The organism is Aeromonas sp. QDB34 (assembly GCF_027705405.1).
GTDB classification, from domain to species: Bacteria; Pseudomonadota; Gammaproteobacteria; order Enterobacterales; family Aeromonadaceae; genus Aeromonas; species Aeromonas hydrophila.
The window spans coordinates 1-24,682 of the sequence record NZ_JAPDBT010000003.1 but is presented as its reverse complement, the minus strand read 5'-3'; the positions used below and the strand labels follow the sequence as shown (position 1 = coordinate 24,682).

Sequence of the window (24,682 nt, the reverse complement as noted above, 5' to 3'; positions counted from 1 at the left end):
ACTAGTTCTGTCCTACCGCACTGACGATGCGGATTTGCTTGTCATCAGGCACTTCCTGATAAGACAGAACGCGCAATCCAGGAATGGCATTCTTGACAAATTTCGCCAGGGTATTGCGCAGTATCCCTGATGTCAGAAGCACGGCCGGTTGGCCTTCCAGTTCTTGTCGTTGAGTGGCTTCCACCAGCGAGCGTTGCATCCGCTCCGCCAGACCCGGCTCGATGCCGGCGCCATCACCACCCCCAGCCTGCAGGGATTGATGCAATATACGTTCCAATTCCGGTGCCAAGGTGATCACCGGCAGTTCGGGATCCGGGCCGGCAATCTCCTGCACGATCAGCCGGCGCAGGGCGATACGGCAGGCCGCCGTCAGCACCTCCGGATCCTGGCTGCGCGGGGCATATTCCACCAGGGTCTGCAGGATAGTGCGCATATCGCGGATTGGCACGCCTTCATTGAGCAAATTCTGCAATACCTTCACCAGGTTACCCATGCTGATGACCTCAGGAACCAGCCCTTCCACCAGCTTGTTCTGGTGCTTCCCAATCATGTCGAGCAACTGTTGTACTTCGTCATGGCCCAGCAGCAGGGCGGCATGGTTGGAGAGGATCTGGCTAAGGTGAGTGGCCACCACGGTCGCGGTATCCACCACTGTGTAGCCAAGGGTCTGCGCCTGGGAGACCTGCTCCTTGGCAACCCACACCGCCTCCAGTCCGAAAGCGGGATCCCGGGTCGCAACCCCCTGGATCTGGCCGAATACCTGGCCCGGATTGATGGCCATTTCCTTATCATGGTAAACATTGGCCTCGCCGGTACTGACTCCCATCAAGGTGATGCGATATTGGTTCGGGGCGAGATCCAGGTTGTCGCGGATATGCACCGCAGGCACCAGAAAACCCAGCTCCTGGGAGAGCTTCTTGCGCACCCCCTTGATCCGGTTGAGCAGCTCGCCGCCCTGGTTGCGATCCACCAGCGGGATGAGTTGATAGCCCACCTCCAGCCCGATGATGTCCACCGGCATAACATCGTCCCAGCTCAAGTCTTTCTGCTCGTGGGTCTGCTCCGTGCTCGCCGGCATCAGCTCGCCCTTGGCAGCCTTGGCCGCCAACTGTTTCTCGCGGCGCAGCAGCCACCAGGCACCGGCGGCGGCAATGGCCCCCAGACTGAGGAACGCCAGATGGGGCATGCCGGGCACGCTGCCCATCATCAGCAGGATACCGGCCGAGATGATCAGGGCTTTGGGATTGTCAAACAACTGGCCCAGCACCGCGGTGCCCATGTCCTGATCCGTGTTCTGGCGGGTCACTATGATGGCGGCGGCGATGGAGAGCAGCAGCGACGGGATCTGGGCCACCAGACCGTCACCGATGGCGAGCAGGGTATAGATCTGGGCCGCTTCGCCAAAGGTGAGCTGGTGCTGCACCATGCCGATGATGAAGCCACCCAGGATGTTGATGAACAGGATCATGATCCCCGCCACCGCATCCCCTTTCACGAATTTCGAGGCACCGTCCATGGAGCCGTAGAAATCGGCTTCCTGGGTCACGTCCTGGCGGCGCTTCTTGGCCTCTTCCTGATTGATGAGGCCGGCGTTCAAGTCCGCATCGATGGCCATCTGTTTGCCGGGCATGGCATCCAGGGTGAAGCGGGCGCTAACTTCTGAGATCCGGCCCGCACCCTTGGTGACCACCACGAAGTTGATGATCATCAGGATCATGAAGACGATGATGCCGACCGTGTAGTTGCCGCCGATCACCACGTTGCCGAAGGCTTCGATCACGTGGCCAGCCGCCGCACTGCCGTTGTGGCCTTCCAGCAGCACCACCCGGGTAGAGGCGACGTTGAGCGCCAGCCGCAGCAGGGTCGCTATCAGCAGCACGGTCGGGAAGGCGGCAAATTCGAGCGGACGGCGGGTGTAGACGGCTACCAGCAGCACCACGATGGAGAGCGCGATGTTGAAAGAAAACAGAATATCCAGCATCAGCGGCGGAATGGGCAGCACCACCATGCCAAGAGAGGCCAGCACCAGCAGCGGCGTCCCCAGGCCCTTGGTCAACAGCCACTTGTACTCTTTGATTCGGCCCAATGATGCCTGGAGTTTCATCGTTTTTCTCAATCTCAAACCGCTGATGCCAGATTAAAGCAAACATCAAGCCAAAAATACAAGATATTGAAATACAATGATTTTATTTTGACTGTGTCAGAAGTTTGTCATTTGCGGAATTCGGTTGGAATGGGCAGATCCTTGGCCAGCGGATTGGGACGGCGACCACGGCCACGACGGAACTTCTTGAGCTGATAGACATAGGCCAGCACCTGGGCCACGGCGGCAAACAGCCCTTCCGGGATCTCGTGACCAATCTCGGTGGCGTGGTAGATGGCGCGGGTCAACGCCGGAGACGGCATCACCGGGATCTCGTACTCCCTGGCTATCTCTCTGATCTTCATCGCGATTTCATCGGTGCCCTTGGCCACGACCTTGGGCGCGCTGCCCGGCTTGGCAGTATCGTACTTGAGCGCCACCGAGTAGTGCGTCGGGTTGGTGATCACCACGTCCGCCTTGGGCACATCCCCCATCATGCGGCGCATCGCCATCTCCATCTGCAGACGGCGGATCCGCCCCTTCACCTCGGGTTTGCCTTCGCTGTCCTTGAATTCGTCCTTGACCTCCTGCTTGGTCATCTTGAGCTGGCGCATGTGGTTCCACTGCTGGAACGGCACGTCGATGGCCACGATGGGAATGAGGGCGCAGCAGAGGATGATCAGCATCCACAGCAGCAGATCCAGCGCGTCTATGATGCCACCCGGGTAGCCCTCGAGGGAGAGATTGAGCAGGTGGTTGAACTGGCTGGAGAGCATCCACCAGGCGAACAGGGAGATGAACACCACCTTGGCGATGGACTTGACCAGCTCGACCAGGGATTGCACCCCGAACATCCGTTTGATGCCGTTGAGCGGGCTCAGCTTGCTCCATTTGGGCAGCATGGCCTCGGAGGAGAAGTTCATGCCCCCCATCAAGGTGTTGCCGACGAAGGCGGCGATGGCCACCAGCATGAACAGCAGACCGAGGGGGTGCAGCAACTCGCGCAGCAGGGCCGGCAACATGGTCATCATGGCATTGGGATCGAACGCCTGCTCCCGATCCAGGGTGAAGCCCATGGTGAGCACCTTGACCATGGCGCCGGCCAGGCTCTCCTTGACCATCAGCAGGCCAAACACGGCCGCCAGCAGGACGCTGGCGGTACCCAGCTCCTTGGATCGTGCAATCTGCCCTTTTTCCCGGGCTTGTTGCAGTCGTTTGCCCGTGGGTTGTTCGGTACGTTCCTGATCGGTATCAGCCATGCTGACCCCCGCACAGGTCGAGGCAATCAGGCATCAAACCCGCCGGAGCGCCGTTGTTCAGTAGCACGAAGCCAACAGGGCAAACCCAGACGGTCCGCCCCGCGCAATGGAGCCCCCAGCCTGCCGCCGGCATCTTACTGGCCCCCCTGGCACTGGGTGCCGATGAGGGTGCAGCTGGTCTCCTGCACCCGCTCCCACATGCTGTCGAAATGGCCGAGGAAGCCACCGATGGTGAGCCAGAGGATCAGCAGGCCCGACATCATGCTGACCGCAAAGCCGATGCTGAAGATGTTGAGCTGGGGAGCGGCACGGGTCATGACGCCAAAGGCAAAGTTGATGAGCAGCAGGGCGACGATGGCGGAGAGTGCCATCACCAGCGAGGCCTGATACATGACCCCGAGAAAACCGATCAGATCCCGAATGGAGGGCAGGCTGAGGCCGCTGTCTGACACCGGCAGGGTATCAAAGCTCAGCACCACCATGCGCAGCATGATGAGGTGACCATCCACCGCCAGAAACACCAGGGTCGCCAGCATCAGGTAGAACTGGCCCACCACCGGCGCCGACTGGCCGTTCATGGGATCCACCAGAGTGGCGAAACCCAAGCTGGTCTGCATGGCGATGATCTGGCCGGCCATCACGAAGCTCTCCATCAGGAACTGGGTCATGAGGCCGAGCGCGACCCCGATGAGCAACTGCTGGCCCAGTACCAGAAAACTGCCGACCGAGAACAGCTCGATCTTGGGCATGGGGGGGAGCAAAGGGGCAATCATCAGGGTCAGCGCCAGCGCCAGGCTGATGCGCACGCGAGCCGGCGTCAGGCGGCTGCCAAACACCGCCATCACCATCAGCAGCCCGCTCACCCGCGCCAACGGCCAGACGATGGAAGACAACCACTCCATGATGAGAGCGGTTGTATAGGTCATCCCGGCACCTTGCGGGCCATCGAGGCCGGCAACGGGCGCAGAAGGCCGCTCTGCTCGAGCGGGCCCCTCATCCCACCACCTCCGGAATTTGGCTCACCATCAGCAGGAAGAAGTCCATCAGACTCTGCAAGCCCCAGTGCGCCCCCGCCCCCAGTGCAAACAGGGTGACGATGAGACGGGGCAAAAAGCTCAAGGTCTGTTCGTTGATGGAGGTGGCCGCCTGGAAGATGGCCACCAGCAAGCCAACGCAGAGGCTCGGCAAGATCACGGCACACACCATGATGGTGACCAGCCAGAGCGCCTCGCGAAACACGTCGATAAAGGTTTCAGGACTCATGCCGTTCGCTCCTTGCGTTGCTCACCCTTAACCACCGGCGCCCAGCCCGAAGCTGTTGGCCAGGGATCCCAGGATCAGGTTCCAGCCATCCACCATGACGAACAACATCAGCTTGAATGGCAGGGAGACCAGCATCGGCGACAACATCATCATCCCCATCGCCATCAGGATACTGGCCACCACCAGGTCTATCACCAGGAACGGCAGAAACAGCATGAAGCCTATCTGGAACGCGGTCTTGAGCTCGCTGGTGACAAACGCCGGGATCAGCACCCGCAGCGGCACGTCGGCGGGCTTGTCCACCTGCACGTTCGCTATCTCCATGAAGGTGTTGAGATCCTTGATCCGGGTCTGGGCCAGCATGAACTGGTGGATGGGCAGTTCGGCCTTCTCAAGCGCCTCCTTGGCCTGGATGGTCTCGGCCAGATAGGGCTGCAGTGCCTCGTTGTTGATACGATCCAGCACCGGCGACATGATGAAGAACGACATGAACAGGGCGATGCCGATCAACACCTGGTTGGAGGGGCTCTGCTGCAGGCCGATGGCCTGGCGCAGGATACCGAGCACTATGATGATGCGGGTAAACGAGGTCATCATGATGACCATGGCCGGCAGGAAGGAGAGCGCCGTCATCAGCGCCAGCACCTGCAGGGTCAAGCTGTATTCCTGGCTGCCGTCCGCCATGGTCTTGATGGTGACTGCCGACATGCCGTCCTGGGCCAGCGCCAGCGGCGAGCAGAGGATCAGGAGGGATAACAGGCCGACCAGCAGCCCACCGTGCGGCCGTGAGCCGTTAGCTTTTTTCATGCTTGCCCATCAATTTGCCAAGCTGCTGGGAAAACGCCTGGGGCTGGCTCTCGTCCAGCGGCTCTTCCAGGCGATAGAGAAAGTTGACCTGCTGCGGCGTCACCCCGAGCAGCAGCTGCTGTTCGCCCACCTTGACCACCAGCAGCTTCTCCTTGTAGCCCACCGGCAGGCTGGCGATGACCCGCATCTGGCCGCCCCCCATGGCGGTGGCAATCTTGCTCTTCTTGAGCAAAAAACCGAGCACCAGGATGAGGCCGATGACCATCAGGCTGGAGAGCAGCCAGGAGGTAAGGCTGGGCGGATTGGCGCCCGCACCGGGTTCGGCCAGTGCGGGGAGGGAAAGCAGCCACAGCGGGAAGAGACGGATCATTTGAGTTTCTTGATCCTTTCGATTTGACTGATGACGTCAGTCAGCCGGATGCCGAACTTGTCGTTCACCACCACCACCTCGCCGTGGGCGATCAAAGTGCCGTTGACCAGTACGTCCAGCGGCTCGCCCGCCACCCGATCCAGCTCCACCACCGAGCCCTGATTGAGCTGCAGCAGATTGCGGATGCTGATCTGGCTGCGGCCCACCTCCATGGCGATGGTCACCGGAATATCCAGAATGGTATCCAGCTTGCGCCGCTCCTCGGCACTGATGGGGGCATCATCCTTGAGCTCTTCGAGGGGAGCGGGCTTGGCTTCGGCAGTCACCTGCTCTTCCAGCGCGGCAGCCCAGGCGTCCGCCATCAGATCCTCTTCATCAGTTTCGCTCATCTTGAATTCCTTATGCTGCTTTCTTGACGGCCTGCCAGCGCAGATCGCCGTTTATCGTTGTTGATCTTCGATGCTGCGCTCGAGCTCTTCCAGCTCGGCCTCGCCATCGATGCGTACACCGCCCCGGGTCACCAGATGCATCTCGGTCTTGACCCCTTCCGGGCGCTTGAGTTTGTCGGTGATCTTGAGCGCCACATTGTCCTTGGTCCGCCCCATCTTGGCATGGAAGGTGGGCAAGTCCTCCACGAATACCAGCAGGTTCTCCGGCATCTCCACCGGGATGATGTCGCCGGGCTGCAGCTCCATCAGCTCGCGCAGGGTGAGCTCGGTCTCCAGCAACTTGGCCCGCAGCTCCACCTTGACGTCCATGATCTCGTCGCGCAGCGCCTTGCTCCAGCGCACGTCGGTGTCACCCTTGTCGCTCTGCACGCCAGCGTCCAGCAGCTCGCGGATAGGCTCCAGCATCGAGTAGGGCATGGCCACGTGGAAGTCGCCGCCACCGCCATCCAGCTCGATATGGAACGAGCTGACCACGATCACCTCGGTGGGGCTGACGATGTTGGCCATGGCCGGGTTCACCTCGGAGTCGAGGTACTCGAAGCCCACGTCCATCACCGGCGCCCAGGCGTCCTTGTAGTCCTCGAACACCAGCTTGAGCAGCATCTGGATAATGCGCCGCTCGGTGGGGGTGAACTCGCGTCCCTCGATCTTGGCGTGGTAGCGGCCGTCGCCACCGAAAAAGTTCTCCACCAAGATGAAGACCAGCCGCGCCTCCATGGTGATGAGCGCCGTCCCCTTGAGCGGACGGAAACGCACCATGTTGAGGCTGGTCGGCACGAACAGGGTGTGCACGTACTCGCCGAACTTGAGCATCTGCACGCCGTTGATGGAGACCTCGGCGGTGCGGCGCATCATGTTGAACAGGCTGATCCGCATGTGGCGGGCGAAACGCTCGTTCACCAGCTCCAGGGTCGGCATGCGACCACGGACGATGCGGTCCTGGGAGGAGAAGTCGAACTGGGCGACGCCGGGATCCCCCGCTGCGCCTATCTCTTCCTCTTCGACATCATCGACCCCATGCAAGAGGGCATCAATTTCGTCCTGACTTAACAGATCGCTCACGCTTCACCCTTATTGCATGACAAAGCCGGTAAACAGCACTTGTTCGATAACGGGGGAAGAGACCAGGTCATTGAGCACCCGACGGCACTCTTCCAGTGAATCCTTGCGCAGCTTCTCCTTGCCCTCGAAGGTCATCAGCTGCTCGCTGGTGGCCGCACTGAAGACCCGCAGCAGGGTGCCTTCGATGAGGGGGATATTCTGCTTGGCCAGTGTCTCGTCAGCGGTGCCGCGCACCATCAGCTGGATCTTGATCTGCACCAGCCGGTCACGCTGACCACCGGAGACGTTGAACACGAAGGGGCGCGGCATGCCCACGTAGAGCGAAGGCTGAGGCGCCGCCTCTTTGGGCTTGGCATCCTTGCCTTCTCCCGCGGCCTCGGCCGCCGGTTTGTCACCGCCGGACAGCATGAACCAGGCGCCGGCCCCGCCGCCACCCAGCACAATCACGGCCAGGGCGATAATCATGATCAGCTTCTTTTTCTTGCCTGCCGCCGGATCTTTCAGCGTCAGTTCGTTATCGTCTGCCATCCCTTGTCCACCCTAGTCTCAAACTTGTTCGATATCATAAACTTACTCGGGCTGGCATCAAGCATAGAAATCAATTCCGCTGTCGTTTGTCGATTCCGTCGACAAACGCATGCCGGCGCCCGTGACCTCTGCCTCAGTTTGGCCTGTTTCGGCAAAAGATCCGCTGCCTTTTTGGCCTTGCTGGCCTTGACCGGCAAACGCCGACTGGCCCTGTGACTGCTGCTGCGGCTGTTGTTGCACCAGGGTCTGGCCCAGCTGGATGCCCTGTCCGGCCAGCATATCACGCAGCCGGGGCATGGCCTGCTCCAGCATTTCCCGGGTCTGGCCGTGCTGCACCACGAAATGGACGTTGGCCTGGCTGTCTGCCCCCATCTGGATCTGGATCTTCATCTTGCCAAGGCCGAGGGGATCGAGCTGGATCTCCGCCTGCTGCAGCTTGTCCGCCAACATCAGGTTGACCTTCTGATGCAACTGGGCCGGCGCCTCCGGATCGGCCAGCTTGAGGTGGGGCAGGTTGGCGGGCTCGCGCCGCGCGGCCGCTTCGGTGGCCGCCGGCCGGTTGTCATGACCCACCGCCTGGGGCTGGCTGTTCTGCTGGACCTGCTGGCTGCGGCTGCTCTCCGGGGTGGTGGTCGTCTCGTTGCTCTCCTGGGCACCGCCACGAGCCAGCTCTGCCACCTTCTGCTTCACGTCGACTTTCACCTCGCTGCGGGCCCTGGGCGCGTCGCTACGCTCGGTGGCTTCCATCTGCTTGAGCCCGGCTGACAGGCTGGCCAGGGACGCTTGCGGGCCCTGTGGCTCACTGCTGGCGAGCACCTGTTGCGGTGCCACCAGCACGGGTTCGCTGGCGGGTGCGGTGGCCGGCGCCGGTGCGCCGCTGCTGGCGGCAGGAGCAGGCTGGCCCTCGGCCTTGGCGGCTACCGGCTTGGACTGCCCATCCCCCTCGGCGGTGGTCTGCGTCGGTGCCTTGTCAGCAGCGGCGCTGCTCGAGCCGCCATCGGTGCGAGTCACCCCCTCTTCAAACGCTCTGGCGGCGCCAGGTTGAGTGGCCACGGCCTGGTGGGTGGCCTGCAGCGGAGCGGTTTTTACCGGCTCTTCCTTGCCCGCCATGGGCGGCACTACAGGTTTGGCCCCCTTGTCGGCGCCTTCCAGCTGGATCCTGGTGTCATTCTCACCCTGTTCGCTTAACGCGGCGGCGGGTACCTTGCTCAGCAAGGCCGCCCGCTCGGCGGCGGAGAGCTCGCTTTTGCTCCCCTTGGTCTCTTTGCCATTGTTATCGGCAGGTTGGTCGGCATTGGCGCCGCCGGCACCGCTCTCCTTGCCACCGCTCTCTTTCCCGGCTCCCTGCAGCTGAGCCGCCAGGGCGGCATCATCCGTCACGACGGCATCCGGCTGCGCGGCTTTCGCATCAACCGGCACACTGGTTTCGCCCGTGAGCAAGCTGGCAGCCTGGCGGGCCAACGCGGCGGCACTGGTCGTCGCCCCCGGTTTGTCGCCGCTGCCGGCGAGCGGCTGGGTGAGGGTGGCCGATGCCTCGGCCGACTCGGCGTCCGCGTCTTTGTGCGGCAACATCTTGCCGTCCGTCTCGACGACGGGCGCCGTGGCGACCAGATTGATGGCCGGCGGGGCGACCAGGGAGGTGTCCTGTTTCAGGGCATCCTGCAGACGCTGCAAGAAATCGTTGGGAGCGAGAGCGGGGTCGGGCTCACTCCCCTTCTGTGGTTTGTCGTCAGCGCCAGCGGCCTCTTCAGCCTCATTCGCCAAAGATTTGGCAGCCTCACCCTTGGCGGTCGGCACCGGCTTGTTGCCCTCCAATGCACCCGCGCTTCCCTGCTCAGCGCCGGGCCGCGCCGGAACCTTGCTATCAGCGTTGGGGGCCTTGCCACCAGCGTTGGCAACCTTGCCGTCGCCTTTGGCATTGACCTTGCCTGCCTGCTGCACCCGGTTCATCACCTCGGAAAAGCCGACCTTGCCGTCGCTCTGCAGGGCCCCTTCACCGCCATCCTGGCTCGCCGTCAGCACAGCGCTCTTGTCGGCAGCGGCAGCGGTCGGCGCGGCGGGAGAATTGGTTAACAGTGTCTGCATCATGGTGAAGATTCCTGGCGACATTCGGCTTCGGGTTTATCCTCAGCTCCCCGGGGGAAGTGAGGCGCACACGGGATGGCAAGAAGAAAGCAAGTTACAGGCCAGAATGGTGGAAACGGCGCAGCATGGCGTACTCGTCCAGCATCTTCTGCTCCTGGCGCTGGGCTTTCTGCTGCTCGCGTCCCGCTTGCTTGGCCAGCAGCAACTCCACCGCCTTGCGCCGCTGCTGGGCGGCCAGCCACTCCTCGCGACGCAGTTCCAGCGCCTGGCGTACCTGCAGCACCCCTTCGTACTGCTGGGTGGCCGCCTGCTCGAGCTTGTTGATGAAGGCGTGATACTGGCTGTTCTGCTGGGCACCTATGCCCTGCAGGCCGCGGTCGGTCCACTGCTGGTGGTAGATCTGGCGGTACTGGTTGAGCGCGTCCTGCTGCTCCATGAAGATCTTCAAATCCTGCTGGGCCTTGGCCAACGCCAGCGCCGCCTGCTGTTCGGCCTCCACCAGCCGCTCCGACAACATTACCAAGCCTTTACTCATGGGCACGCCTCCCTCTTATCTTCTCGTCAACGCATCAGCGGCATGGCCACCAGCTGCAGGGCCTGCAGGCCCGCATCGTAGTGAATGACCTCGCGCATGCCCTGCTGCAAGAACTGATCCAGATAGGGTTTCTGGATGATGGCGCGGTCGATGCGGGGGTCGGAGCCCTGGCTGTAGGCACCGATGGTGATGAGATCCCGGTTCTGCTGGTAGAGGGAGTAGAACTGCTTGAGGGTGCGCGCCAGCTCCATGTGTTCCGGCGAGGTCACCATGGGCATTACCCGGCTGATGGACTTTTCGATGTCGATGGCCGGGTAGTGGCCCGCATCGGCCAGCTCGCGCGACAACACTATGTGGCCATCGAGGATGGCCCGCGCCGCATCGGCGATGGGATCCTGCAGATCGTCCCCTTCCGTCAGCACGGTGAAGAATGCCGTGATCGAGCCCTGGCCGTCGCTGCCGTTGCCGGCCCGCTCCACCAGTGCCGGCAATTTGGCGAACACCGAGGGCGGATAGCCCTTGGTGGCCGGCGGCTCGCCCACTGCCAGGGCGATTTCGCGCTGGGCCTGGGCGTAACGGGTGAGCGAGTCCATCAGCAGCAATACGTTGAGCCCCTGATCGCGGAAATACTCGGCGATGGCCAGCGCCGTCTCACACCCCTTGAGCCGCATCAGCGGCGAGGCGTCGGCCGGCGCCGCCACCACCACGGAGCGGGCACGCCCCTCCTCCCCCAGGATCTCCTCGATGAACTCCTTCACCTCGCGGCCCCGTTCGCCGATGAGCCCCACTACCACCACGTCAGCCACCGAGCCACGGGTCATCATGCCGAGCAGCACGGATTTGCCGACACCGGAGCCGGCGAACAGCCCCATCCGCTGGCCCTGCCCCACGGTCAGCACGGCGTTGATGGCGCGCACCCCCACGTCCATCGGCTGATGGATGGGGCGGCGGGAGAGCGGGTTGATGCGGTGCTGGGCAAACTGCACCGTCTGGGAAGAGAGGATGGGGCCGAGCCCGTCCAGCGGCTGGCCGATGCCGTCGATGACCCGCCCCAGCAGGTTCATGCCGACCGGGATGCCGTGCTCCTCGGTGATGGGCACCACCCGGGCGCCCGGAATAACCCCCTTGAGCTGCTCGCTCGGCATCAGAAACAGCCGATCGCCGGAGAAACCGACCACTTCGGCCTCCAGCGAGCCATCCTGGGTATCGATGCGACAGAGCGCCCCGATGGCGGCACGACAGCCGATGGCTTCGAGGGTCAGCCCCACCACCCGGGTCAGCTTGCCGGCCACCGGCGGTTTGGGGGCGATATCGCGTACCCGATACCCTTGCAACCGATTGAGTAACGAGCCGCTCATCCGGCCTCCTGAGATATGACGTTGAATGGGTAGAGAAAGCTGACGGGCCGCACCCTGGCGGCCCGCACGCCCTTAGCTGCGGGCATCCTGCGATGCATTGTCGCGCAGGAAGTTGCGCAGCAGCTGATCGATGCGCCCCGCGAGGGTCAGATCGATGCTGGAGAGTTCGGTGGCCAGTTGCAGATCGCCAGGGGAGAGGGTGGGATCGCTTTGCAGCCGCCAGTGGCGCTTGGCGCACTCCTCGGCGCCGAACGCCTGCTCGACCCGGGCCAGATCGTCCGGGTGCAGCATCAGGGTGACCCCCAGTTCGGCGGCCGGCAACAGCGCCAGCCCCTGCTTGAGCGCTTCGAGCAACAGCCGGGGCGAGGTTTCGGCCTCGTGACGGATGAGCGCGCGGGCCAACTGCAGCACCAGAGCGATGAGCTGCTGCTCTACCGCACCGTCCAGCTCCTTGAGCGGGTTGGCGAGGCGATCGATCAGTCCCTGCCAGTGGCTCATCTGCTGATCCACCAGCTCGCGACCGAGGGCCAACCCCTCCTCCTTGCCCTGCTCCAGCCCGGCGGCATGGCCCTGCTGCAAGCCTTCCAGCTTGCCCTCCTCAAGCCCCTTGGCGTAACCGGCTTCACGCCCCTCGGCCATGCCCTCTTCCCAGGCGGCCTGGCGAATTGCTTCGAGCTCCTCGGCAGTGATGCTGGGGGCCGGCTCCTCCACCGGTTCTTCGACCGGGACCTCTTCTTCCTGCCGATACCAGTCCGGCGTCAGCCCGAGGGCATTGGTCTCGACTTCGGCCTCGACCTCCATCTCGGGCCAGCCCCAGGTCTGGACCTGGCTCTCATCCCCGTCGGGTCTGACATAACCGCGCAGCTTGTTGTTGTTCATCTGCCTGCCGCACTCCTCGCCATAACGCTGCCCGCTCTGCTATTCACGCCGACGTGACCGCTCATCAGAGGAACTCCTCGCCGCCACCGGCACCCAGCATGATCTCGCCGGCATCCGCCAGACGGCGGGCGATGGAGAGGATCTCTTTCTGGGCGGCTTCCACTTCGGATACCCGGATCGGCCCCATGGCCTCCAGATCGTCCGCCAGCATGTCGGCGGCCCGCTTGGACATGTTCTTGAATACCTTCTCGCGCATCTGATCGTCGGAGCCCTTGAGCGCCCGTTGCAGCAGATCGCCCGGCACTTCCCGCAGCATGGTCTGGATGCCGCGATCGTCCACATCGATGAGGTTTTCGAACACGAACATCAAATCCTGGATCTGCTGGCTCATCTCCTCGTCCGACTCGCGGATGGAGTCCATCAGCTGGCCTTCGATGTTGGTGTCGAGATAGTTCATGATGTTGGCTGCCGCCTTCAGGCCGCCCATCTTGGCTGCCTGGGCACCCGCCGCACCGGCGAACTGTTTCTCCATGATGTCGTTGAGCTCTTGCAGCGCCGCCGGTTGCACCTCTTCCAGGTTGGCGATACGCATCACCAGATCGAGGCGCACCTGTTCCGGGAACTGGCTCAGGATCTCGGCCGACTGTTCCGGCTCCAGATACGAAAGGACGATGGTCTGGATCTGCGGGTGTTCGTTCTGGATGATGCTGGCCACCTGGCGGGCATCCATCCACTTGAGCGAGTCGAGGCCACGGGCACCTGACCCCAGGATGATCTGGTCCACCAGATTGCTCGCCTTGTCTTCGCCAAGGGCAGCCACCAGCGCCTTGCGCACGAAATCTTCGCTGCCGATACCGATGTTGGTGTACTTCTGGATGTCGTCGATGAATTGACGGTGGACCGCCGCCACCCGGTCGTGACTGAAATCCGACATGGAGGCCATCGACATGCCGAGCCGCTGCACCTGCTTGGGCTCAAGATGGCGGAAGATCTGGGCGGCATCCTCTTCGTTGAGGCTCAGCATCAATACCGCCGCCATCTCCATCCCGCTCATCTGATCCAGGATCTGGCGCTGACTGTCGGTGATGTCATTGCCGGTGACCTGTGTCTTGTTTTCGTCAGCCATCTTTGTTCGCTACCCATTCTTTAATGACCTGTGCGGCCAGATCCGGTTCGTTCGCCACCAGCGCACGTACCGCCTTGAGCAAGTCCTCGTCACGGTGCAGATCCGGCAGTTTCAGATGGCCGTCACGTACCCCGAACACCGGCTCGGATTCAGCCTGAGCCGCCAGCAGACTGAGCTCGTCATCCCCACCCAAGACGGTGTGGTTGTCGAAGTCCAGTTCCCCTTCCGGCTTGGCATCCGGATAGAGCAGGCGCTTGAGCATGGGCCGCACCACGGTGACGATCAACACTATGATGACCAGCACGGAGGCGGCAATGCGCACCGCACGCCAGAACCAGGGCTGCTCGTAGAGCGGCGCTTCGGCCACGCTTTCGAGCTCGGGCCGGTTGAACGGGATGGCGACCACCTCCAGAGTATCACCACGGGTCACATCAAAGCCAAGGCCACCGCTCAGCAGACGGCGCAGGGTATCGAGTTCGGGCTGGGTACGGGGCTCGCGGGTCACCTTGCCATCGGCAGCGGTAGACGCCTTGTAATCCACCGCCACCGAGACGGTCATGCGGCGAATGCCACCCATCTGGCGCCGGATATGGCTGACGGTGGTATCCAGTTCGAAGTTGCGGGTCGCCTCCTTGCGGGAGCGGCCGGAAGAGGAGGCGGTCGTTTCGGCATTGGGGCCGGTTGCCTGCTGCGGAATGTTGGAGGCGGCAGGCGGCTGGTTGGAGAGGGCGCCGGGCACGCCGCCGTTGCTGCCGTTGGCGCTGTTCTCTTCCATGGTCATTTCGGAGCGCACCGCCGGCAAGTCCGGGTTGTAGGTCTTGCGGGTCTGCTCCTGCTGGGAGAAGTCGAGGGAGAGATCGACCTCCGCCGTATAATTGTCGGCGCCGAGCACCGGGATCAGGATGGCGTCAATTTTTTGTTTGTATTCCAGCTCCTGCTTCTGCTGCATCGCAAACTCCTTGCGAGTCTGGGCAGAGACGGGATCCTGGGAGCCTGAGTTGAGCAGGCGGCCGTTCTGGTCGGTCACGGTGACGCGAGTCGGCTCCAGACCGTGCACCGCGGAGGCGACCATGTCGACGATGGAGTCCACTTCCCCCTGACCGAGGGCATTGCCCTTGAGGCTCAGCACCACGGTCGCGCTGGGTTTGCGTTCGTTGCGGGCAAACACGTTGTCTTTCGGGATGGCCAGCAGCACCTGGGCCTTGGCCACGTTCTGGAACTGCTCGATGGCGCTGGCCAGCTGGCGCTCGCGGCTCAGCTTGAGGCGCTCGCTCTCCATGCGCTGGCTGACGCCGAAGCTGGAATCCTTGAGCAGGATGTCTTCCCCGTCACTGGTGGTGTCGGTGGCGTTGGCCAGGCCGGCACGGGTCAGCGCCAGCCGGATGCTGGAGTAGTTCTCGGCACTGACCAGCACGCTTTTGCCATCCACCTGATAGGGGATCTTCTGCTGATCGAGGTAGTCGAGGGTCTTGACCAGCTCCTGGGTGGTGTAGGTGCCAAGGGGCCGCATGTCCGGCTCCTTGCCCCACAGCAGGATGAAAACGGCGATCGCCAGACAGATGGCCAACCCCAGGATCAGGGTGATCTGACGCAGCACATCCGTGTTGGACAGAAAGCCGAGTGCTGAACTCTTCTGCTCATTCTCATCGAGGGCGGCACTGCCCTCATCGTTCATCAGCAGTTCGCCGTTTTGGTCATTAGCCACGATTTATGTCCTTATTGCTGACATGTTCATGATGTTCAGTTGCCATGGTGAGCGCGCTTATACCGGCATGTTCATGATGGTCTTGTAGGCATCGACCATCTTGTTGCGTACCTGCACCGTCGCCTCGAAGGCGATGGAGGATTTCTGCCCGGCGATCATCACCTGGGACAAGTCAACCGAGTTGTCGCCCATATCGAAACGGGTACGCAGATCGTTGGCGGCCCCCTGCAACTCGTTGACGTTGCCAAGGGCCTGTTGCAGCAACTGGCCAAAGTCGGACGTGACCTGGCGGCCGGGCTGGGTCAGCGGCGTGGCGCCGGCTTCGACCTTGAGAGCCTGCATCTCTTGCATCAGGCTGCTTGCACTTATTTCCATATTCCATCCCCAGACAAATCATTGACGCTGTCAGGGTGTAAGCAATTAGGGTGCCAACAAGTAGAAAACCACAAGGCAAGCGGGATGGGAGGGGGTAAGCAGCCCGTAACAGGCGATGCGAGGGCAGATTATTTGCCAAGTAGCAGGCCTTCCCGTCAGCCAGCAAGATGCGGGCCGACGGAAAAGGCCGGAAAGCGGGTGACTAGCGGGTCAGATCCTTGTCCACCCAGTACTTGGAGCCAGAGATGTTGGCATCGAGCAGCAAGCCTTTCTCGCCGATCTGGTAGATGGCCATGCCACCGTTGTACTTGGCGCTGAGCTCGGCGCTCTCTTTGCCCGCCACGGCCCCCATCTCGGAGGTGGCCTCCCAGCCCTGGCTGACGAAGGCATCGAACCTGGCCTTGTCTTCAAACAGGATCACCTGCTGGTAGAACTTGCCACCGAGCCCGGCCGCAAGCCCGGCACCGAACATCTTCATGTAGGTGTGCTTGCCGCTGGTGCGGTTGACCGCCACCCCGGCCCCCTGGTTGGTGTGCAGCATCAGGGAGAACTTGCGCGAGTCGAACACCGCATAGCCATAGGCCTTGTCAAACAACAGCTTGGCTGAGGGTTGCTGGTTGAACAACCGCACCAGGGCGGTGTCGGCCATGGTGTCGAGGGCAAGCCGCGCTTCGTCGGCCGTCTTGGGCTCGAGCATCTCGTCGAGCTTCTTGTCGGCCACCGTCAGCCACTCCTTGCCGGTCGCCACGCTCTTGTCGGTCCAGGCACCGGCGGTGTTGAACGCCTCCGAACCCCACTGGGAAACCGATGCCCAGGTCGCCTTGGAGAAGTCGGTGACGCTCTGCCAGGCCTCCTTGCTGGTGTCGCTCACCGCGCTGCCGAGCTCGCTCGCGGCCGCCTTCACCTTGGCCCAGTCAGCCAGGCTGGGGGCCGACGCCAGCGCCATGGTCGTTGCTATCACCAGGAATCGAATCTTCATGCTGTGCTCCACCCTTTGTGATGAGTTGATGGTCACAGTAGCAGATCTGGCCTAAGCCGGATAAGCCCAAGGGCACGAAGCGGGTCAATCAGTGACGCTCGTCATGATGGGCTCCATCCGCTTGACGGCCTCGAGGGGGCAGAGCCCGCCGCAGCTCTCACGCTATCTCGGGCAGAGTCGCAACAGGGCAAAACGAGGTAGGGCAAGTCATGACACCAGGCCCGCAGCCTAGCTGGCGGCGGGCTCTCGGTATTGCTGATGGATGACGCGAAACGCCTCCTTGTTGCACAGCGCCGCCGCGACGCAGGCGGGGTCGAACTGGCTGCCGGCGTGGGTTTCGAGGTAGGCAAAGGCCGCTTCGAACGTCCAGGCCTGCTTGTAGGGTCGCTCGCTGGTGAGCGCATCGAACACGTCAGCCACCGCGACGATGCGGGCCTCCAGCGGGATTGCCTCCCCCGCCAACCCCTCCGGATAACCCTGCCCGTCGAAGCGCTCGTGGTGATAGGCGATGATGTTCTTGAGCATGTCGGTGTGATGAATGCCGTCGAGACCAAACTCGCTGATCATCAGGGCGATCATCTCCCGCCCCTTGAGCGGGTGGATCTTCATCACCCCGTACTCCTCTGGCGTCAGCTTGCCGGGTTTGAGCAAGATGGCGTCGGGCACCGCAATCTTGCCGATGTCGTGCAGCTCGGAGAAGAGATAGATGAACTCCACCTCCTCGTCGCTCAAGGGATAACGGGTGGCCACGGCGCGGGCGATGAGCCGTGAATAGGCCGACATCCGGTGCAGGTGATTGGCGGTCTCTTCATCCCGGTAGCGGCTGAACTCCCGCGCCGTGGTAAGCGCGCCGCTCAGGGTCTGAATCGAGAAAAATTCCACTGCGATGATGGCCGCCAGGATCTGGGCGTATGCCGCCAGTTCGCCGCGGATGGTGGGGTCGAAGTAGCCAGGCTCCCTGGCATCGCAAAACAGAAAACCGAACAGCTTGCTGTTGAACAACAGCGGCTCGGTGTAGCTGGACTCGTAACCGGCCGCCAGCAGCTTGCGGCTGTGCTCGGAGGGGGAGCCCAGCAGCGAGTCCAGCGTGTCGAGCACGCGGGGCTGTTTATGCTCGGCCAGATAGCGCAGGGAGGGGACCTCGCTCAGCTTGACCTCGTACTGCACCAGCGGGGAGCTTCCCTCGGTGCTGTGGGCAAAGGTCTTGAGCCTGTCCGTGTGCTGGTCATAAATCGCGATGGCCACCCGGCTCAACTTGTCAAACCGCTGCCTGAGCGTGGCGTGCACGTTCTGCATTCTCTCGCCAAATGAGCTGTCCATCCCGTCCTTCCTTCCAGTCTGCCTGCAGGGAGTATAGTGACACCCGTCTTCCCGCTCTCGCAAAATTGAGTTGAAACTCAACAGCCGGCGAGCTGACGGAGCAAGGGTGCCTCCATCGGCCCGTATCGGTTCAAAACGGACCTGCCTTGGCACAATCCTGCCTCGCCGGAGATATTGTTCGATTCCGCCGTGCCGGCTGTATAGTTTTTGGTTAGCCATTCCGGTAAAATCCGCGCCCTAAAACTAGAGCCACCTAAGAGTGATTGAGCGATGTCCAACACAAAACAGGCCCCCAAAGTAGGATTCGTCTCCTTGGGTTGCCCCAAAAATCTGGTCGATTCCGAGCGCATCCTGACCCAGCTGCGTACCGAAGGGTACGACGTGGTGCCCAGCTATGACGATGCGGAAGTGGTGGTGGTCAACACCTGCGGCTTCATCGACAGCGCGGTACAGGAGTCCCTGGAAGCCATCGGCGAGGCCCTGGCCGAAAACGGCAAGGTGATCGTCACCGGCTGCCTCGGTGCCAAAGAGAACCAGATCCGCGAGATCCACCCCAAGGTGCTCGAGATCACCGGTCCCCACGCCTATGAAGAGGTGCTGGGCCACGTGCACAAATACGTGGAAAAACCGACCCACAACCCCTTCACCAGCCTGGTGCCGGCCCAGGGCGTCAAGCTGACCCCCCGCCACTACGCCTATCTGAAGATTTCCGAAGGCTGCAACCACCGCTGCACCTTCTGCATCATCCCCTCCATGCGCGGGGATCTGGTGAGCCGCCCCATCGGCGAGGTACTGGCCGAAGCCAAGCGCCTGAAAGAGGCCGGCGTGAAGGAGATCCTGGTGATCTCCCAGGACACCTCCGCCTACGGCGTGGACGTCAAGCACCGCACCGGTTTCTACGACGGCATGCCGGTCAAGACCAGCATGGTGGCCCTGTGCGAAGAGCTGGCCAAGCTCGGCATGTGGGTTCGCCTGCACTACGTCTACCCGTACCCGCACGTTGATGACGTCATCCCGCTGATGCGCGACGGCAAGGTACTGCCCTACCTCGACATCCCGCTGCAACACGCCAGCCCGCGCATCCTCAAGCTGATGAAGCGCCCGGGCACGGTCGAGCGCACCCTGGAGCGGATCCAGAAGTGGCGCGAGATCTGCCCCGAGATCACCCTGCGTTCCACCTTCATCGTCGGCTTCCCAGGCGAAACCGAAGAAGAGTTCCAGATGCTGCTGGACTTCATCGACAAGGCGGAGCTGGATCGGGTCGGCTGCTTCAAATACAGCCCGGTCGAAGGTGCCAAGGCCAACGAGCTGCCGGATCCGGTGACGGCAGAAGTGCAGGAAGAGCGCTTCCAGCGCTTCATGGAGCTGCAGCAGCAGGTCTCCATCCGCAAGCTCGCCCGCAAGGTTGGCAAGGAGATGCTGGTGCTGATCGACGAGGTGGACGAAGAGGGTGCCACCGGCCGCTCCGCCGCCGATGCCCCCGAGATCGACGGCCTGGTCTACCTGAATGGTGAAACCGGCCTCAAGCCCGGCGACATGGTCAAGGTCCGCATCGATGAAGCGGACGAGTACGATCTGTGGGCCAGCCTCATCGACTGATCCCCGACAAGCGCCAACAAAAAAGCCAGTCAGTGACCCTGACTGGCTTTTTTATTGATTGTGCGAACTGGCTATACAGGCAGAACAGCAGTATCAAGCATCACTGGACCACCTTTTCTGACGAGGACGGGATGCCGGTATCCGCCACCATCACCAGCACATGAAGGCCTTTATAATGGACCTCCTCAAGGGCCTGGAAACCATGACGGCAATAAACGCCACCGGTCAGGTTCTCGGTTTGCAAGTAGAGCTTGCTGATCCCCGCCCTGCGGGCACGGCTGAGGATCTCTGTTACCAGCAAGGAAGCGACCCCCTGCCCGCGCGCTTTTTCAACCACATAGACCCCACCCAACCAATGCTCGTACTCGGGAAACATCGCCATTTCGCGGATCTTGAGCTCGGCAGCCCCCACCCATTCACCGGCCTGGCGGGCCAGCACCATCAGCGGAGCCCGGTCGACCTGGGTGGCCGCCGTGACCTTGGCCAGTACCTGCTCTTGCGTGCAGCGACCAGTGTCGCGGCACCATTCGTCAAAATACCATGAAGCAACCACGCCTGCGGCAGAGGGCGCATCCGCCAGTAACACCAACTCCATAAAATCCTCTTTTGCCTATGACCCCTGACCAGCAGGGGAAGGATGAACAGGGCGAGATAACGCCTCGAGTCAGGCTTGCGGTTCATCGCCTGGGCCCGCTTACCAAAACCAGGTTACCGAATGGATATCATAACCAGCCGGGGAGTGGAAGCTGGCCATGCCTGAAAAGGCAGGCGCAGACCCAGCCATTGGCAGAGCCTGTGATGGGCGACGAGCAGGCGGCACTAAGGAGCCGGTAGCCAAGGCGCGCTTTCCCGTCGTCACGCACCGCCAAGTAGGCTCATACCCACCGTTTTCCCATAAAAAAACCTGCTCCGAAGAGCAGGTTTTTACCTAACGGGATGGGAGTCAGGTCGCTCAGGCGACCCGGCCCTTGCCCTGGATCACATCACCCCAGGCCGACTGCACCAGGCTGTTGGCCTGGCTGTCGAGCCGGTTGAGCAGGCCCATGTCACCCGCTTCGGGGGCGAAGCTGCTCATGGCCTGGATCAGCTTGTCCACCGCCTGATGGGAGAGCGCACTGTAGCTGCGCTCGCCGTCAGCCTGCTGCTCGCCAAGCCCGATCACCAGCTGGGCCCGATTGTCGGCGAAGTAGTTGCTGAAGGTGGCACTGCCCAACTGCTCGAACTTGCCCTGCTCGCTGGTACCGTCGGTGTGACGGTTGACCAGCAGTTGCAGATCGTAGCCGCTGCGCTTGAACCAGAGATCCCGCCAGCTGACATCGTTGAAGACGATGAAGTCCTCCTTGCCGATGTCCTGTACCAGATTCTCTATCACGGCGCCACTGAACACGAAGCTGTCGACGCCGGTGCCACCGCTGAACTGGTTCTGGTAACCGCCCAGCACCAGCAGGTCATCGCCGGCGCCGCCATCGAGCTGGCTGAACTTGGCGACCTGATCGGCGATCAACCGATCCTGGCCGTCACCGCCCCGAATGGTGGCGTGATAGCCCATCAGCTTGACCTGGTTGTTGCCATGTTCGGCCAGCAGGCGGTTGTGATTGCCAAACACCATGGCAAAGTCATCGCCCTCTCCGAGCCGGACCTGGTTGTGATGGCCTATGGTCACCGTGAAGTCCTGATCCGCGCCGGCATCTATCTGGTTGTAGTTGCCGGAGGTCACCAGATAATCCTGGCCGTCGCCCCCTTCCACTATGCCCTCTTCCCCGAAGATGAAGGCCTGATCGTTGCCCTCCCCCATGAAGGCGCGGTTGACACGGCCGGCCAGCACGGCGACATCGTCACCCTGCCCGCCGAACATCATGTTCTCCCGGCCCATCATGATCCCGGTGTCCTGACCGGCACCGCCGGTGAAGATGTTGGAAGTCCCGGTGGCGTAGAAGACATCGTCCCCGCGGCCACCCCAGAAGTTGTTGTTGTCGCCGAGGTAGGCCCCCAGATCCTTGCCGTCTCCCCCCCAGTTGAAGTTGTAGTTGCCAAGGGAGACATGCATGTCGCCATCCCCCTGCAGGTGACCACTGTTGCGCAGGAAGTCGAAGGTCTGCTCCTTCATGTTGAGCAGATCGGCCGTCAGGTTCTGCTTGAGGTTGCTGGCCAGCGCCACCACCTCCGCCTGCTTGTCCCGGTTGAACAGGGTGGCAAACAGGTTGGGCAGACTCAGCGCATTGAAGCCGAAGGCCCGCTCCTCGGTGGCGGCCGGCAGCGTCGCCGGCTTGGCGTCGTTCCCCTGCTGCACCGTCACGGTACCGGACTTGGCCTCCTCGGGTGCCTCATCCTGCAGACCGTGGCTGCGGGCAAAGCTGCTGAGGGCATCTTCCCCCAGATCCAGTCCGGCCTTGAGCTGATCGAGCCACTTGGCCGGATCGGTCAGGCTCTTGAGCTGCTCGCCACCAAACTCGGCGATGACACCCAGCATCTCCTGCAACAGGGCCGGCGCATCGATGGCCGCCCCATCCCGGGCCACCAGCTGGCCACGGGCGTTGTAATCCACGCCGAAGATGTCCGCCAGCGTGGTATCGGCCCCCACCCCTGCCAGGCGCCCCAGCAACCGGTTCTGCAGCTGGCGCGGCAGATCGGTCGGGGTGAAGGTAAAGGTGGTTTTCGCCTGTCCGCTTGCGGTGAACTCCTGGGTCATCAACCCGAACAGGGAGCCCAGGTTGGTGTCCAGGATCGCCTGGATGTTGTCACCGAACACGAAGTTCCAGTTGCCCGTGGTGACCTGGATGTCGGCCCCCTGACCGGCCACGGCGAAGTTGAAGACCAGCTTCTCGTTGGCCTGGCGCAGCTTGTCCGCCCGGCTCAACGGCCCCTGTTCGCCCTGACCGCCGCCCGAGATCCGCTTGTTGAACTCCTTGTTGAGGGTTGCCTCCAGGTCGCTCTTGAGCCCGCGGCTGCTGCGCTCATGGTCGCTGTCCAGACGCGTGAGCGAGCCGTATTCGACACTGCTGGTCTGATCCAGACCGGCCATGTCGGCCACGAACTTGTTGGCACCGGCCAGGGTCCACTGATCCCACTGGCTGGCCACCCAATCCGGCTTGGCACCGTCACCGGCGATCTGCTGGAGGGCGCTGGCAATGCGAGCCGCCCCGCCAAACGGGTTGACCAGCGGCGGAGTGGGGATGGATTTTTCCAGCATCACGATGAGATCGTTGCTGCGCCCCAGGTTGAAACTGACGTTGCGTTGCCCCACGAACAGCTGGGCCCCTTCCAGCGCCCGGTAGCCGGCGATGTCGACGCTGTGTTTGCTGTCGCCATCCCCGATGTGCACCATGACGTTGTTGTCGCCGAAGGCCAGCGACTTCATGCCGCCCGTGCCCACTTTGACCCCCAGGTTGGTGGTCCCCCAGTTGAGGGCTGTGAACTCGCCATCCCCCACGTTGACCTGGATGTTGCCCGAGTAGCTGACCGCATTGTCGGCCTGGCTCGAGGCCGTTTCCGACTGGCGTTGTTTGTCGGGTGCGACGAAGGTCTCGTCGTTGTCGGCAATGGCGCCCCGGGCACGGCTTTCACCCTCGCCCACCTTGGCCAGCACGATATCCCCTTCGACCACACCGCCGCGCACCCGCTCGTTGTGCACCACTGGTTCGCCGGCGTCATCCAGGGTCAGCACCACCTTGTTGGCGGCCACCTTGCGAGCCCAGACATCCGCCTCATCGCGGGTATGCTTGCGCCCGCCCTGATCGACCGCCACTTCACTGCTGCGGGCCGATACCTGGGTACGGATCCCTTCGCCAGCCAGCGCCTGGATGAAACGGCGGGCAAAGCCGGTCTGCAGGTCGTCGCTCACCAGGGAGCAACCCACCAGACTGATGTGGCTCGGTTTGGTGGTCACGCCAGCCTCTTGCTGCAGACGATCGCCCAGGCGACGCAGATGCCCGGCCAGCTCGTCGGCACTGTAGCCGCTGAGGCGGCTGTTGTTCTGCCCATCCGCATCACGGCCATGCCCCACCACCTGCCAGCGGATATTGCCGGCCAGTTGCGCAGGGTCGCCATACACCACCCGATAGTTGCCATCCGCATCCAGCTGTACCACCAGACTGCGGTCGGGGTGCTTGCCAGCCAGGCTGGCCGCGGCCTTGGCGGCCACCGGATCATCTTCGGTCTGGATGATGATCTGGCTGGTGAAGCGGGTCTCGCTCCCTTCACTGCCCGGCGCCACCTCAGGTCGCAGCCACTGCTCGACCCGCTGGTTGCGAACCGGCAGATCCGCGCCATCCAGCGCCGCCGGCGGCGTCCACTTCCTGGCGACATCGGCGTACTCGACCCGCTGACTGACATCATCCGCCTGCAGATGGAAGCGATTGTCCGCATCCACCTTCAGGGCCGGCAGCCCCAGGCGATGGGTGATGCCGGGCACGAAGCCTTCGATCCCCTTGTGGGATGCCAGGTGCGCACTGCCGTAGATGGCGACGAATTTTTCACCAGCTGGCAGCTTGCCCAGTACGTCGACGGCGACATTGTTGGCTGCCCCGGCCCGGTACATCAGGCCGTGCTCGGTCCCGCCGATGACGGGTCTGGCGGTACTGCCATCGTCCAGCGCCACGATCCGCATCCCCCGCTCCCGGGCCCGCTCGAACAGGGAGGGCTCCAGGTGCTTGCTCTTGAGCATGGTCGCCAGCTCAGGAGACATTTCCACCCCCGCCAGATAACGGTCGATCAGCGGCTGCGCCAGCTCACCACGCAGATGCTCCAGGCCGATGACGGTCACGCCCTGGGTCTTGAGGGCATCCATCTGCTCATTGACAAACCGCAGGCCGTTGACATCGCTGCGGCGTTGTTGCCCAAATCAGCCATCAGGTCACAACGTCCCCAGCCCCAGGTGACCGCTACACTCGGGGCTTTCTGA

21 protein-coding genes are annotated in these 24,682 nt (G+C 62.6%); 1 reads left to right on the top strand and 20 read right to left on the bottom strand.

Annotated features, from left to right (window positions below; genetic code table 11):
• Position 1 precedes the first annotated feature (1 nt).
• The 18 genes from flhA to OKC29_RS05975 all read right to left on the bottom strand — a co-directional run bounded on the left by flhA (position 2) and on the right by OKC29_RS05975 (position 18,183).
• A complete protein-coding gene (flhA, locus tag OKC29_RS06060; RefSeq protein ID WP_024943902.1) occupies positions 2-2,104 on the bottom strand; it encodes a flagellar biosynthesis protein FlhA in 2,103 nt (700 codons plus the stop codon).
• A 107-nt stretch (positions 2,105-2,211) separates the two neighbouring features.
• On the bottom strand, positions 2,212-3,342 hold the full coding sequence (flhB, locus tag OKC29_RS06055; RefSeq protein ID WP_016350055.1) for a flagellar biosynthesis protein FlhB: 1,131 nt from the start codon (positions 3,340-3,342) through the stop codon (positions 2,212-2,214).
• A gap of 134 nt (positions 3,343-3,476) precedes the next feature.
• Positions 3,477-4,268, bottom strand: coding sequence for a flagellar biosynthetic protein FliR (fliR, locus tag OKC29_RS06050; RefSeq protein WP_073349479.1), 792 nt, complete (start codon positions 4,266-4,268; stop codon positions 3,477-3,479).
• A 67-nt stretch (positions 4,269-4,335) separates the two neighbouring features.
• The gene (gene fliQ / locus OKC29_RS06045; RefSeq protein ID WP_011705282.1) at positions 4,336-4,605 is read right to left on the bottom strand and encodes a flagellar biosynthesis protein FliQ; all 270 of its coding nucleotides are present in this window, start codon (positions 4,603-4,605) and stop codon (positions 4,336-4,338) included.
• Between the two features lie 27 nt (positions 4,606-4,632).
• Positions 4,633-5,412, bottom strand: a complete 780-nt coding sequence (gene fliP / locus OKC29_RS06040) for a flagellar type III secretion system pore protein FliP (protein WP_016350054.1) — start codon at positions 5,410-5,412, stop codon at positions 4,633-4,635.
• A complete protein-coding gene (gene fliO / locus OKC29_RS06035; protein WP_005298795.1) occupies positions 5,399-5,782 on the bottom strand; it encodes a flagellar biosynthetic protein FliO in 384 nt (127 codons plus the stop codon). The genes fliP and fliO overlap by 14 nt, the downstream gene beginning before the upstream one ends.
• Positions 5,779-6,171, bottom strand: a complete 393-nt coding sequence (gene fliN / locus OKC29_RS06030) for a flagellar motor switch protein FliN (RefSeq protein WP_073349477.1) — start codon at positions 6,169-6,171, stop codon at positions 5,779-5,781. Before fliN ends, fliO begins: the two co-directional genes overlap by 4 nt.
• Positions 6,172-6,222: 51 nt before the next feature.
• Positions 6,223-7,293, bottom strand: a complete 1,071-nt coding sequence (fliM, locus tag OKC29_RS06025; protein WP_011705279.1) for a flagellar motor switch protein FliM — start codon at positions 7,291-7,293, stop codon at positions 6,223-6,225.
• A gap of 9 nt (positions 7,294-7,302) precedes the next feature.
• On the bottom strand, positions 7,303-7,821 hold the full coding sequence (fliL, locus tag OKC29_RS06020; RefSeq protein WP_011705278.1) for a flagellar basal body-associated protein FliL: 519 nt from the start codon (positions 7,819-7,821) through the stop codon (positions 7,303-7,305).
• A gap of 57 nt (positions 7,822-7,878) precedes the next feature.
• Positions 7,879-9,909 carry a flagellar hook-length control protein FliK gene (locus OKC29_RS06015; RefSeq protein WP_162275642.1) on the bottom strand — a complete coding sequence of 677 codons (2,031 nt, stop codon included), beginning with the start codon at positions 9,907-9,909 and terminating at the stop codon, positions 7,879-7,881.
• Positions 9,910-10,000: 91 nt separating this feature from the next.
• Entirely contained in the window at positions 10,001-10,441 is a 441-nt protein-coding gene (fliJ, locus tag OKC29_RS06010; protein ID WP_011705276.1) for a flagellar export protein FliJ, read from the bottom strand.
• A 26-nt stretch (positions 10,442-10,467) separates the two neighbouring features.
• Positions 10,468-11,799 (bottom strand): flagellar protein export ATPase FliI, encoded by a 1,332-nt coding sequence (gene fliI, locus OKC29_RS06005; protein ID WP_011705275.1) that lies wholly within the window; start codon positions 11,797-11,799, stop codon positions 10,468-10,470.
• A gap of 72 nt (positions 11,800-11,871) precedes the next feature.
• Complete coding sequence (gene fliH / locus OKC29_RS06000; protein WP_073349475.1) at positions 11,872-12,678, bottom strand: flagellar assembly protein FliH; 807 nt, start codon at positions 12,676-12,678, stop codon at positions 11,872-11,874.
• Positions 12,679-12,742: 64 nt separating this feature from the next.
• A complete protein-coding gene (fliG, locus tag OKC29_RS05995; RefSeq protein ID WP_270669037.1) occupies positions 12,743-13,804 on the bottom strand; it encodes a flagellar motor switch protein FliG in 1,062 nt (353 codons plus the stop codon).
• Positions 13,797-15,509: a flagellar basal-body MS-ring/collar protein FliF gene (gene fliF, locus OKC29_RS05990; RefSeq protein ID WP_016350050.1), complete on the bottom strand. Its 1,713-nt coding sequence runs from the start codon at positions 15,507-15,509 to the stop codon at positions 13,797-13,799. The genes fliG and fliF overlap by 8 nt, the downstream gene beginning before the upstream one ends.
• Positions 15,510-15,566: 57 nt before the next feature.
• Positions 15,567-15,884, bottom strand: a complete 318-nt coding sequence (fliE, locus tag OKC29_RS05985; RefSeq protein ID WP_011705271.1) for a flagellar hook-basal body complex protein FliE — start codon at positions 15,882-15,884, stop codon at positions 15,567-15,569.
• Positions 15,885-16,086: 202 nt separating this feature from the next.
• Positions 16,087-16,863, bottom strand: coding sequence for a beta cell expansion factor BefA (gene befA, locus OKC29_RS05980; RefSeq protein ID WP_011705270.1), 777 nt, complete (start codon positions 16,861-16,863; stop codon positions 16,087-16,089).
• A 228-nt stretch (positions 16,864-17,091) separates the two neighbouring features.
• Positions 17,092-18,183 carry an HD domain-containing phosphohydrolase gene (locus OKC29_RS05975; protein WP_162275641.1) on the bottom strand — a complete coding sequence of 364 codons (1,092 nt, stop codon included), beginning with the start codon at positions 18,181-18,183 and terminating at the stop codon, positions 17,092-17,094.
• A gap of 270 nt (positions 18,184-18,453) precedes the next feature.
• On the opposite strand from OKC29_RS05975, the gene rimO reads away from it, so the two are divergent.
• Complete coding sequence (gene rimO, locus OKC29_RS05970) at positions 18,454-19,782, top strand: 30S ribosomal protein S12 methylthiotransferase RimO (protein ID WP_073349471.1); 1,329 nt, start codon at positions 18,454-18,456, stop codon at positions 19,780-19,782.
• 100 nt (positions 19,783-19,882) lie between these two features.
• Here rimO and OKC29_RS05965 read toward each other — a convergent pair whose 3' ends face one another.
• Both OKC29_RS05965 and OKC29_RS05960 read right to left on the bottom strand, forming a co-directional pair.
• A complete protein-coding gene (locus OKC29_RS05965) occupies positions 19,883-20,377 on the bottom strand; it encodes a GNAT family N-acetyltransferase (RefSeq protein ID WP_073349469.1) in 495 nt (164 codons plus the stop codon).
• A gap of 357 nt (positions 20,378-20,734) precedes the next feature.
• On the bottom strand, positions 20,735-24,568 hold the full coding sequence (locus tag OKC29_RS05960; protein ID WP_270669030.1) for a C80 family cysteine peptidase: 3,834 nt from the start codon (positions 24,566-24,568) through the stop codon (positions 20,735-20,737).
• Positions 24,569-24,682: the final 114 nt, after the last annotated feature.